10 protein-coding genes are annotated in these 12,694 nt (G+C 47.6%); 4 read left to right on the top strand and 6 right to left on the bottom strand.

What is annotated here, in order from left to right:
• The first annotated feature begins 6 nt into the window (after positions 1–6).
• A complete protein-coding gene (gene hemL, locus M3079_RS05770; RefSeq protein WP_249077880.1) occupies positions 7–1,305 on the top strand; it encodes a glutamate-1-semialdehyde 2,1-aminomutase in 1,299 nt (432 codons plus the stop codon).
• A gap of 524 nt (positions 1,306–1,829) precedes the next feature.
• Here the strand turns inward: hemL and M3079_RS05765 are convergent.
• The 4 genes from M3079_RS05765 to M3079_RS05750 form a co-directional block, all read right to left on the bottom strand.
• A complete protein-coding gene (locus M3079_RS05765) occupies positions 1,830–2,966 on the bottom strand; it encodes a hypothetical protein (protein WP_249077878.1) in 1,137 nt (378 codons plus the stop codon).
• A gap of 165 nt (positions 2,967–3,131) precedes the next feature.
• Positions 3,132–3,560, bottom strand: a complete 429-nt coding sequence (locus tag M3079_RS05760) for a hypothetical protein (RefSeq protein WP_249077876.1) — start codon at positions 3,558–3,560, stop codon at positions 3,132–3,134.
• A 45-nt stretch (positions 3,561–3,605) separates the two neighbouring features.
• Positions 3,606–4,523, bottom strand: a complete 918-nt coding sequence (locus M3079_RS05755) for a M23 family metallopeptidase (RefSeq protein WP_249077874.1) — start codon at positions 4,521–4,523, stop codon at positions 3,606–3,608.
• 12 nt (positions 4,524–4,535) lie between these two features.
• Complete coding sequence (locus M3079_RS05750) at positions 4,536–6,149, bottom strand: polysaccharide biosynthesis protein (RefSeq protein WP_249077872.1); 1,614 nt, start codon at positions 6,147–6,149, stop codon at positions 4,536–4,538.
• Positions 6,150–6,325: 176 nt separating this feature from the next.
• Between M3079_RS05750 and M3079_RS05745 the strand changes: the two genes are divergently transcribed.
• The 3 genes from M3079_RS05745 to M3079_RS05735 all read left to right on the top strand — a co-directional run bounded on the left by M3079_RS05745 (position 6,326) and on the right by M3079_RS05735 (position 10,576).
• On the top strand, positions 6,326–7,420 hold the full coding sequence (locus M3079_RS05745; RefSeq protein ID WP_021715348.1) for a BMP family ABC transporter substrate-binding protein: 1,095 nt from the start codon (positions 6,326–6,328) through the stop codon (positions 7,418–7,420).
• 74 nt (positions 7,421–7,494) lie between these two features.
• Positions 7,495–9,969: an ATP-binding cassette domain-containing protein gene (locus tag M3079_RS05740; protein WP_249077870.1), complete on the top strand. Its 2,475-nt coding sequence runs from the start codon at positions 7,495–7,497 to the stop codon at positions 9,967–9,969.
• Positions 9,970–10,087: 118 nt separating this feature from the next.
• A complete protein-coding gene (locus M3079_RS05735; protein ID WP_249077867.1) occupies positions 10,088–10,576 on the top strand; it encodes a methylated-DNA--[protein]-cysteine S-methyltransferase in 489 nt (162 codons plus the stop codon).
• A 48-nt stretch (positions 10,577–10,624) separates the two neighbouring features.
• On the opposite strand, the gene M3079_RS05730 is transcribed toward M3079_RS05735, so the two are convergent.
• Both M3079_RS05730 and M3079_RS05725 read right to left on the bottom strand, forming a co-directional pair.
• Complete coding sequence (locus M3079_RS05730) at positions 10,625–12,430, bottom strand: DUF262 domain-containing protein (protein WP_249077865.1); 1,806 nt, start codon at positions 12,428–12,430, stop codon at positions 10,625–10,627.
• Between the two features lie 26 nt (positions 12,431–12,456).
• Positions 12,457–12,666 carry a hypothetical protein gene (locus tag M3079_RS05725; protein ID WP_249077863.1) on the bottom strand — a complete coding sequence of 70 codons (210 nt, stop codon included), beginning with the start codon at positions 12,664–12,666 and terminating at the stop codon, positions 12,457–12,459.
• Between the last annotated feature and the right edge of the window lie 28 nt (positions 12,667–12,694).

Raw genomic sequence — 12,694 nt, 5'->3', positions numbered from 1 at the left:
GACGACATGCAGCACGCAAAATCCGAAGCCGCTTTTGAAGAAGCAAAACAATATATTCCCGGCGGCGTTAACAGCCCCGTACGTTCGTTCCGCAGCGTAGGCGGCGTACCACCCATTATTGCCGGCGGCGCAGGCAGCAAACTTACCGATATCGACGGCAACGAATATATCGACTACGTTTTAAGCTACGGCCCGCTGCTGTTGGGCCACGCGCACCCGGTTGTTACCGAAGCCATTAAAAAAGCTGCCGAAAAAGGTTCTTCCTACGGCGCACCGACACTTGCCGAAACCGAACTTGCCAAACTCGTATGCCGCCTTGTTCCTTCCATGGACATGGTACGCATGGTAAACAGCGGCACCGAAGCCACCATGAGCGCACTGCGCCTGGCACGCGCCTATACCGGACGTGACAACATTGTTAAATTCATCGGCTGCTACCACGGCCACCACGACAGCCTGCTCGTTAAGGCAGGCAGCGGCGCTGCAACGCTTGGCGTGCCCGACAGCCCGGGCGTACCAAAAAACGTTGCCGTCAACACCATTACCATTCCGTTTAACGACGAAACTGCACTGGAAGAAGTGTTCCGCACGCAGGGCGAAACCATTGCCGCCGTTATTATGGAACCCACACCCGGCAATATGGGCCTTGTGCTTCCGCACGACGGCTACCTTGCCAAAATACGCGAAATTACAAAACAATACGGTGCACTTCTCATCTGCGACGAAGTTATGTCCGGCTTCCGCTCCTCGCAGGGCGGCTCGCAGGGCTTATACGGCATCGACCCGGATATTACCTGCTTAGGTAAAGTTATCGGCGGCGGGCTGCCGGTAGCTGCCTACGGCGGCAAACGCGCCATTATGGAAATGGTTGCCCCCGTCGGCCCCATGTACCAGGCAGGCACCTTAAGCGGCAACCCGCTGGCTATGGCTGCCGGTATTGCCAACCTTACCTACATGGAAGAACACAATGTATGCGCAGCGCTTGAAAGCCACACAGCCATTTTGGTTGGCGGCCTGCAACGCGCGGCAGAAAAAGCAGGTGTGCCCGTACAGTGCCACCGCCTCGGTTCCATGTTCACCGTATTCTTTAACGACAAACCCGTTACGGATTACGCATCTGCCGCTACCAGCGATTTAGATGCCTTCCGCATCTACTTCCACAGCATGCTGGAACAGGGCATTTACCTGCCGCCTTCCCAGTTTGAAACCAACTTTATCTCGCTGGCCCATACGCCGGAAGATATTGAAAAAACCATTGCTGCCGCCGAAAAAGCCTTCAGCAATGTAGCGGCAAGCAAAAAATAAAATATTTAAAAATTTTTAAACGCCACCGGGAGTAATTACCAATTATTCCTGATGGCGTTTTTATCTTTTCAATCAGATATTCGTATGCTATAATTATCTCTGCGAGATAGCTGGTATATCGGTTTTCCTGCCAAGGCAGGTGATTTCTGTGACTGTATACGAAGCTTTATCACTTATGATAGCTTTTGCCACACTCATAGTTCTCATTTCATACCGTAAATAAGGCATGAAAAAAACCGTATAACACGGTTACACGGTCTTCTTCACTTAATTTTTAATTAATCACAGGAGAGCCGGTGAACCACTACCAGCTATCTCTTTGCTTATATTATATCAAACTGTTTACTCTTGTCAAATAACACAAAGTAACTTTTTGCCGTACAGCTGCAACTGTACGGCTTTATTTTTTGCATGAAAAAAGGACGTGCTGCAACACGCCCTAATTTCGTTAACCATTGGTGGTTATTTAACCGTTTGTATAATTATAATAATGCTACTTCAATCGTTTGTCAAGCACCGCAGGCTTATTTAACAATTACGTTCTTCACCGCCTGGCGGATTCTTTCCATGCCGTTTTTGGTAGATGCAAGGCTGTCGATATACATCATTGAATACTGCGCGCCGATGTAGTTGCGGAAGCGGTTGAAATGTTCGCCTTCCAGCTCAGCTTTCGTCATACCGTAATCTTTGGCTGCAATCTGTTTAAGAATGGCAACGGATTTCTGGCAGGCCGGGCTGCTGAGTACAAAGTCGTGGTCGCCGAGGCTTACAATGTAACCTTCCTGCTTATGCGGAGTAGGAATAGTGTTGTCGCTGTTTACAAGGCCGAGTTTTACGGCATCCTTACCGGCGATAATGGCAGCTGCCTTTAAGTAACCGGCAACAACCTGCTCGTCTTTGCCTGTCGGAATGGTATGTGCACAGGCCTGAGCAACAACTTCTTCCACCGGGAACCCGCGGTAAATAACTTCGGCAATACTTAAAATATGGTGTGCGCCGGTAGCGGCAATGGTGTATTCAGGCAGCGAAGCCTGGTCTTTCTGCCACTGGAATACCAGCGGTTTTGCCAAATCGTGCAACGCCTGTGCGGAAATGATAATATCGCGGCTGATGTCGCTGTTAAAAATGTCCTTATAGGTATTGTAAATGCCTTCGGAAATGCACAGGTTAGCGGCCGTATGCGTTGCCAGCCCGCCCGGATAAGCATGGTGGCTTGCGTAGCCGCTGCCAGGTGCGGAATAGAACGGCTGGGGCAGCTTGCCGCTGTACGGAGGCAGCAGCTGTTCGGCGAAAATTTTGGAAGTATCAAGCAAACCGGCAGCTGCCAGCTTATTGTACAGCGCGCGTTTGCTGCCCGGCAGCTGATAATTTTCCATAAATGCCGGATTGGGGTTATTGATAATTTCTGCCGTCATGCTTCTTAAAGTGCTGTCTTTAATACTGCTGACTGCATCCTGAATTTTTTTGTACGAAAGCTGCACCAGCTCCGCCTCTTTGGCAAGAGGCACTGTGTCAGGCAGCTTATTGTAATTTGCGGCTTTTACTTTTGCGCCTGCGGCAAAGGTCATACCCGGCACGTTAAGCATAGCGGCGCCGATGGCAGCACCGGCTGTAAGCTGTAAAAATTTTCTGCGGGAAATTTTTTCATTCAGATTAGTCATTTTTACTCCTCCAAATCAAACGTATTACAAGATACTCTGATTATAACGGAGGATTATTCAGCCGCCATTAAGGATATGTTAAATTTTAGCTGAAAACTGCCAAATTTAACGTATTCCTGCAAAAAGAAAAGGCACACGCTATTGGCGCATGCCCGTAAAAATATTTTATTGTTTCTCGTTTTGCTGTACTTCCAGTGCAGCCAGGCTGAACTCGGTAATTTTTCCTTTTTTGTCAAGCGTAAACACAATGCTTACGGCAGGTTCTTTAGAAAAACCTGCAATGTAGGTAAGGCGGTCGGCTTTGTCAAAACGTTCAAACGAAAAGAACTTGGTTTCCTTATGTTTGCCGAATTTTTCCTGCACCTGACGCTGCATGGCAATAAAAGTGTTAACGTTCATTTGTTTGGCAAGGTCTGCCGACATGGCTTTTTCAGCATCCTTGTAGCCCAAAGTGTCGCTGGCAACCAGCGCGGTAATAACTTTTTGCGCAGAGCCTTCCGCATCATTCAGCGCGCTGCTGTTTTCGGTTGCAAAGCAGCTTGCAGCAAAAGCCAGCGTTAAAACCATGGTTAATAGCAAAATAAATTTTTTCATAAAATCGCCTCCGCTTAATTATTTTATATTTTCCGCTTATGCGGATTATTTACTGCTTAACATGTACATGGGGTCTACAAACTGCCCGTCTACCAGCACTTCAAAGTGGATGTGCGGGCCGGTGCTGTAACCGCTGCTGCCTGCAAAACCGATAATATCGCCTTTACGCACGGCTTCGCCTTCCGTTACGGCAATGCCGCTCATATGCCCGTACGCAGTTTCGTAGCCGTTGCCGTGGTCAAGTTTTACATAGCGCCCGTAACCGCCGTTCCAGCATGCCTGTTCTACCGTACCGGCTGCCGAAGCATATACCGGCGTGCCGAAATCAACGGCAATGTCAATTCCCGGATGCCAGTCATAGCCGCCGCCAACCGGAGCCATGCGCCCGCCGTAAGGCGAACTGATTGTGCCTCCTTCACCCGGCCATAAATCCGGAAAAGCATTCAGCGAATTGCTGCGTTTTTCCATCGCCAGAAGCAGCTCTTTCATGGAAGTTTTCTTGTCGTCAATCTGCTGTTTTATGTTTTTGTTCTGCACGGTTAAAATGTCAAGCATTTCAATCATGCCAAGTTCTGCCGGGCCGCCCTGCCCTGTGTAGCCGGGCTTAACATCTGCCGGAGCGTTCTCCTGCTGCGGCGCTGCAAGCTTCATTCCTGCTTCCGGGTCGCGTATCAGCGCGCGGCGCAGGCGGCTTTCCAAAGTAGCCATTTCGTTTATGTCGCGCAGCATTTTTTCGTTATCATCCAAAAGCCCCTGCATGCGTTCTTCGTACTCTGCCTTGTGCGCACGGTACTCGGCAAATTCCTGCTGCTGCGCATGGTAGCGCACAAAGGCAAACGCCGCGTAAACGCCAAAGCATACGGCGGCAGCGGCAAATACTGCGCCTGCCTTAAACACAAGCGCAGGTATTTTATAGTTTTTGCCATTGGGAACGGTGAATGTATAAAACTTGCTGCTTTTCATTTTTATGCCCTCTTATTTAAAATAACCAAAACGCCTGCCCACTGCCAGCACTCTGCGGCCAATAAAGGGAATGTCCTCCAGGTCTTCTTTGGTAAGGCCGCCGAAGCCTGCCAGGGCAACTGCGTAAACCGGCACGGCAACAATCATTGCCGCAAGAATGGCCCACGCGCCAAAACCCTGCGCCGCCACAAGCACGCCATATACGGCAGCGCCCATCAGCGCCGAAGCAAGCGCCGGTTTAAAAATGCCGTCAAGGCTCAGCGAATAATGTGCATGTTTATAAATAAATACCATATTAAGCAGCGCCGCAATGCCAAAATCGGCAAGCGTTGCCAGCGAAGCGCCGTTAATGCCAAGTTCAGGCTGTGCGGTAAGAACCCAGCTTAAGCAAACTTTAATGGCTGCGGCAAGTATCATGGCAATAACAGGCAGTGCGGTTTTGCCAAGCCCCTGCAAAATGCCGGTGCTTATCTGGTGCAGACCCAAAAGAAAAATTCCGAAGCTCATGGTGCGGATTGCCCCCGCCGCGCCCGGCGCATTGTAAATTAAGGCTGCAACATCGCCCGCTAAAAAATACAGCCCCACGGAACACGGCATGGTTATAATCATTGCCACACGGAAGGCCGTGCTTATTTTGGCCTTAATGCCGGCCGCATCCTTTAATGTGCGCGATTCGGAAATGGCAGGCACAAGGTTTATCGTCATGGCCGCCGTAAAAATAGTGGCAAGGTTAACAAGCGGCACCGCCATGCCCGTTAAATAACCAAACAGCTCCGTCGATTCGCCGACGCTGAACCCCGCCGCTTCAAGGCGCTGCGGCACAATCAGCAAATCAAGGTTTGCCACAACCGGCAGCATCAGGCTCGAAAGCGATACCGGAAGCGCCAGTTTAAGCAGGCGCATAATAATTTTGCCCGCCGCCTCCGGCTTTTTGGCCGCCACCGCGCCCTGCATTTTATCTTTCAGGCTGCGTTTAAGGCGTGCGTAAAACCACATCAGCACCAGCAGCGCGCAGAACGCACCAACGCCCGCGCCCATGCTTGCGCCGCCTGCCGCATATTCCAGCCCGTAAGGCATAAACATGTAGGCAAACACAATCATGGTAACAACGCGCATCAGCTGCTCCACAACCTCGGAAGCCGCTGTCGGCATCATAATCTGCCAGCCCTGCAAATAACCGCGGAAGCTGGCCAGGAAGGTTACAAAAAATACTGCCGGCGCCAGCGCGATAATGGAATAATAAGCGCGGGCATCGCGAATCCAGTGGTTTTCGATAAGCCAGCCTGCGCCGAACCACAGCGCCGAAGAAAACACCAAACCGCTGATAAAAAGCAGCCTCAGCGATACGTTAAACACCCTTTTGGCACCGAAAAAGTCGTTTTCCGCCACTTTCTCCGCCGTGATGATGGAAATTGCCACCGGTATGCCTGCCGACGATACCGTTATCGCCATTAAATAAATCGGAAAGCCCATCTGGTACAGCCCAATGCCTTCGCCGCCCAGAATGCGTGATAAAATAATCCAGTTTACGGAGCCGATAACCTTAACCACCATACTGGAAGCCGTAAGTATTAACGTGCCCTTTAAAAATTTTTTATTGCCTGTACTGCCGTTATTTTCTGACATACGCGCCGTCCTAATCCTAAAAATAAATACTCATTATAATTATCGCTTTAAAAGCCTTTTTTGACAAGCCCTTTATAGTTTTTTCACAAAATGTTGCGTGTTGCCGCCGTGGTTATTGCACTTTAGGCTGCAAATTGCTACAATTAAAATATAAAATTATGGACGGAGGTTAAACAATGAAAAAATTCCTTGCTTGTTCCCTTATTGCCATGCTGGCATGCGGCGCGCTTTTGGCCGGCTGCGGCGGAGATAAAAAAGACGAAGCTGCCGCAGGCAAAACCAAGGCCGCTTTTGTTTATGTAAGTTCCGCCAAAGACGGCGGCTATTCCATGGCGCATGAACTCGGCCGCCAGTACGTTGCCAAAAACATGCCCGATGTAGAAACATCCTTTATGGAATCGGTACCCGAAGGCGCCGACTCCGAGCGTGTTATCAACCAGCTTGCCGCACAGGGCAACAAAATCATCTTCACCACAAGCTTCGGTTATATGGACCCCACCATTAACGTAGCCAAAAAATTCCCGGATATTACCTTCCTGCACTGCTCCGGTTTTAAAACCGCGCCCAACGTTGGCACCTACTTTGGCCGCATGTATGAAGCGCGTTATGTAACCGGCATTGTTGCGGGCAAACAGACCAAAACCAACACTATCGGCTTTGTAGCCGCATTCCCGATTCCGGAAGTTATCCGCGCCATTAACGCCTTTACCCTTGGCGTGCAGAGCGTTAACCCAGACGCTAAAGTAAAAGTTCTGTGGACCAACACCTGGTATAACCCCTCCACCGAAAAACAGGCAGCGTTAACGCTGATTGATGCCGGTGCAGACGTTATTGCCCAGCACCAGAACACCCCCGGCCCGCAGCAGGCTGCCGAAGAACGCGGCGTTTACGGCATTGGCTACAACGTGGATATGTCTGCCAACGCACCGAAGGCTTCCCTTACTTCCGCCATCTGGAACTGGGGCCCTTACTATGAAAAAACCATTAAAGAAGTACAGGCAGGCACCTGGAAATCTTCCGCTTACTGGGGCGGCATGAAAGACAAAGTTGTAGATATTGCCCCCTACGGCCCGGCTGTAACGGACGAAACCAAAAAACTGGCTGACGCTGCCAAACAGAATATTATCGACGGCAAACTTGTTGTTTTTGCAGGCCCTCTGTATGACCAGACCGGTGCAGAACGCGTACCGGCAGGGCAGGCTCTTACCGATAAGGATTTGCTCTCCATCGACTGGTTTGTTAAAGGCGTAGACGGACAGATTAACAAATAACACATTTTCAACAGGCGGCTCATGGTATATCCATGCGCCGTTTTGTTCTTTGCAGGCTTTAACAGGAGAAAACCATGATTGATAAAATTAAAATCCGCGGAGCGCGCGTGCATAATTTAAAAAACATAAATGTTGACGTGCCGCTGAACACCATAACGGCCATTGCCGGTGTTTCCGGCAGCGGCAAATCTTCGCTGGCACTGGGCGTGCTGTACGCCGAAGGCTCACGCCGCTATCTTGAGGCGCTCAGCACCTATACGCGCCGCCGCATGACGCAGGCCGCCAAAGCGCAGGTGGACGAAGTTTTGTACGTGCCTGCTGCGCTTGCACTGCACCAGCGCCCCGGCGTGCCGGGCATACGCAGCACCTTTGGCACTGGCACCGAGCTTTTAAACAGTCTGCGCCTGATGTTTTCGCGCCTGGCAAGCCACCGCTGCACCAACGGACACTACGTGCCGCCAACGCTTGCCGTTGCCGCCGAGCAGCAGCTTACCTGCCCGGAATGCGGCGCCAGGTTCTGGCCGCCCGGTGCGGAGGAGCTAGCCTTTAACAGCCAGGGCGCATGCCGCACCTGTGACGGCACCGGCCTTGTACGCAATGTTGACCTTACAACACTTGTGCCGGATGAAAGCCTTACTATCGACGAAGGCGCGGTTGCCCCATGGAATACACTGATGTGGTCACTGATGACAGATGTCTGCCGGGCAATGGGCGTGCGCACCAACGTGCCCTTCCACGACCTTACGCCGGAAGAAAAAGAAATAGTTTATCACGGCCCTGCCGAAAAGAAGCATATTTTTTACAAAGCCAAAAGCAGCAACCAGGCCGGCGAGCTTGATTTTACCTATTACAACGCCGTTTACACCGTACAAAACGCACTTGCCAAAGTTAAGGACGAAAAAGGCATGAAGCGCGTGGAAAAATTTTTAAAGCAGGAAACATGCCCGGACTGCGGCGGCTCCCGCCTTTCGGACGCTGCACGCGCCCCGCGTCTGCGCGGCATTGGGCTTGACGAAGCCTGCCACATGACGCTTACAGAACTTACCGGCTGGGTAAACGGCGTTCCCGGCACCCTGCCGCCGGAAATGCGCCCCATGGCAGCCAGCATCTGCGAAAGCTTCCAAACGACAGCCAAAAGGCTGATGGATTTGGGGCTTGGCTATTTAACGCTCGACCGCGCAAGCAGTACACTTTCCACCGGCGAACGCCAGCGCATGCAGCTTGCCCGCGCCGTGCGCAACCGCACCACCGGCGTTTTATACGTGCTTGACGAACCTTCCATAGGGCTGCACCCCTCCAACATTGTTGGGCTTACCGGCGTTATGCACGATTTGGTGGCAGACGGCAACTCCGTTGTGCTGGTTGACCACGACACCCAGATTTTAAAAGAAGCGGGCTGGCTGATTGAAATGGGGCCGGAAGCAGGTGCCAAAGGCGGGCAGGTTATTGCCGAAGGAACCATAGCGGAAATTACGCAGAATAAAAATTCCAAAATAGGCCCGTTTTTAAAGGCGGAAAGCTCCGTAATACGCAAACAAGCAGCAGAAAAAGAAATGTTTGCCGCAGGGTGCATCCACCTTGAAACTGGCGCCATCCATACCGTAAAGCCGCTTGCGGTTGACATACCCAAAGGCAGGCTTACGGTTGTAACCGGCGTAAGCGGTAGCGGCAAAACAACGCTGATTCTGGAAAGCCTTGTACCCGGGCTTACCGCCGCCACAAGCGGGCAAAAACTGCCGGAGCACGTGCTTAACGTGCAGGCTGACGGCATACGCAGCGTAAAACTTATTGACGCCACGCCGATTGGCATTAACGTACGCTCCACCGTTGCAACTTACGCCAACGTGCATGACGAACTGCGCAAAATTTTTGCCAGAACGGAAGACGCCAAAACACTCGGCTTTAAAGCAGGCGATTTTTCGTACAACACCGGCAAGCTGCGCTGCCCCACCTGCGACGGCACCGGCGTAATTAACCTTGACGTGCAGTTTCTGCCGGACGTGGAAATACCCTGCCCGGACTGCCGCGGCAGCCGCTACGGCAAAGACGCCGCCAAAGTAAAATACCTGGCCGCCAACGGGCAGAACTGCTCCCTGCCTGATTTAATGGACATGGACATCAGTACCGCGCTTACCGCCTGTGCGGATTTAAAAACCGTGCGCCAGCGCTTGCAGGTTTTAAAAGATTTGGGGCTCGGCTACCTTACGCTCGGCGAAGAAACACCAAGCCTTTCGGGCGGCGAAGCGCAAAGGCTGAAACTGGCCAGCGAAATGGGCAAAAGCCAGAGCGACGCCGTTTTCATCTTCGACGAACCAACCATCGGGCTGCACCCGCTTGATGTAAGAACGCTGCTTGATGTATTTCAGCGGCTGATTGACAGCGGCGCAACCGTTATCGTTATCGAACACGACCTTGATGTTATCAGAAACGCCGACTACATCATAGACATGGGTCCGGGCGGCGGCAACGAAGGCGGCACAGTTGTTGCCTGCGGCACGCCTGCGCAAATTAAAGCCGCACCTGAAAGCGTTACCGGCAAATTTATATAAAAACGCCGCGCAGTGCTTATAAACACTAAAATATCAATTTTGGAAAAGCAAATTTTAAGAGAGGTGATACGCCTTGTTATACACCTGTTTTTATAAATCGCCATTAGGCGGCATAACCATGGCCAGCGACGGTACTGCCTTAACCGGGCTGTGGTTTAACGGGCAAAAATATTTTGCCGAAGGGCTGGCAGAAACTGCCGCAGCCAAAACTCTGCCAGTTTTTGATGAAGCCGTGCGCTGGCTGGATATTTATTTTGGCGGCCGCAGGCCGGATTTTACGCCGCCGCTGAATTTGGAAGGAACCGCCTTCCGCAAAGAAGTATGGCAGCTTTTGCTGCAAATTCCCTACGGCGAAACCATTACTTACGGCGAACTTGCTGCGCAGCTTGCCGCGCATAACGGCTTAAAACGGATGTCCGCACAGGCAGTTGGCGGCGCGGTTGGGCATAACCCCATAAGCATTATTGTGCCCTGCCACCGCGTAGTTGGCACAGGCGGCAGCCTAACAGGCTACGCAGGCGGCCTGGCTAAAAAACTGGCGTTGCTGAAACTGGAAGGAATTGATACCGCAAATTTTACCATACCCGCTAAAGGCACAGCGCTGTAAAAAGCATAAACCCTGCATATAAGTATATTCTTATATACAGGGTTTTAATTATTTAAATGAATTATAAAATTTTTTTATTTTTTCAGCCATCATAATTCTACGTTTATTTAAAAATTCATCATAATTAGAATAATCCATATTGAAAATTTCTTCCGGTATGCAATTATCATTAAGATTTTTTTGTAATTCTTTCATTGAATCTATTCCCCCATAACCATTATTTTTCCCTTCACACTGTTCTTTAACCTTATTCATATATTCTTTAGGTGCTTGGTCTTTTATCTTGATATTAATTTCAGATTGGGTATAAACATAATTAGCAATTTGATTATAACGTCCACGCTCATTAATACCATTTTTTTGTAAATATTTTTTGGGGAATATATGATGAATATCACCACGCTGTTCAATTAGAGATTGTACATCTATTTCTTCCGATAAAAATCCTTTATCTTTATTTCTGATCTGCGTCATCAAAAATACATGAAACATAGGACTGCTTGCCACTGAAGTTTCTAATTTTGTAATCAGTATATTATTCCAAAATGCATCTGATAATTCACCTGCTTCAGTACGTTCTAAAATACTTATCGGATCACTATTATAAAAACGCTTAATATCATAATCAAACATTGACTCAGGTGATCCAGAATATCTTCCTGTTAAAATACAGAGTAATATCCATCTTCTAACAATTTTCTCTATTATCGCAGAATCAGTATTTTTATTTTTTAATAAAAGATAAAGGGCATATCCAAAATTAAGTACATTTTGAGAACGAATTAAAGCCGGAGATATTATTCCTATGGATTTTACAATCATTAAATATCTTTGAAAATTAGTTTGATTTACAAACTCCAATACTCCTTCTTTTAAATTATTAAATGATTCTTCTGCAATACTCTCCTGATATTCTCTGGTCGCAAAATCACGTCCTGATAATAAACTCACCAAATCAGATATACGCCCGCGTAAAAATTTAAACGTAAATGCAACCCTTAGCACATCAGTATAGTCAGGCATAAATATATCTTCATTTTCTTTAACAATCCATTTTATTTTAGAAAAATATTCTGATTTTACAAAATCACTATCATTTTCCTGAATGATGCCTAAATCTTCAGGTTTTTGCATTAAATGACAAAAATAATCAATAATTTTTCTAATATCATTACCTCCAAAATTTTCATCAGCAGATATTTTAGACATAGCAAAATCAGATTGAGATAATACAACTCCTTTAGAATTTATACGTATGAAAATTTCTGTTACCTGCGTTATATCAAGTTGATGAGATAATTCTATAACTCCAATATTATTATTTTGAATTTGCTGTAATTTAGTAATTATAGAATTTATTTTACTTCGTTCATTATCAGCATTTAAATTATTACTTTTACAATAATTAATAACAAAATTAAATGAATCAAAACCAACTTGATATAATTCAGAAATATCAGATATCCACGCATTATTTTTTTCAATAGCCGGGTTCGATACTTCAAAACATTCTGTCATTGGATTAAATGCAATTTTTATACGTTTCTTTTTATAATTGCTAGTCACAACAGGAGAACCTACAATTGCAGCCTGCAAAGCGGTTATACGTTGCTGTCCATCAATTAAAATTTTTTTACCTAGAGAAATGCTACCATCTTTCAATTTAATATCTGGATTTTTCCAAATAATAATATAGCCTACCGGAAAACCTGCATATAACGAATCTATTAAATCACGAACTTTAGTTGCATCCCATACAAAAGGACGTTGTATTTCTGGAATTGCTACTTCTCCACAGCGAATCCACGATAATAAATCTTGAATAGACGTATTATTTACCTGATATTGCGACATAATTTTATCCTTTCGTCATTTATATACTAAATCATATTAAAATGTTTAAATGCAGCTTTTATAATATCTTTTTTAGAATCCGGACACAAAAAAACTCTTTTTTCAGGGTCTTTTCTATTATAGGCCTGCCGAACAGGTAAACCACAAATGCTTTTCATATGAGCAATCCAACAAGTCTTTACTGTACAGTCATAATTCAATTTTATATATGACTGAATGTCTTTATATGTAGCCATAAGTATATCTCCTTCAAAATTTTATTTA

The sequence above is a fragment of the Phascolarctobacterium sp. ET69 genome, from assembly GCF_023336935.1.
Taxonomy (GTDB): Bacteria; Bacillota; Negativicutes; order Acidaminococcales; family Acidaminococcaceae; genus Fusicatenibacter_A; species Fusicatenibacter_A intestinipullorum.
This window is presented reverse-complemented; position numbering and strand designations above follow the sequence as displayed.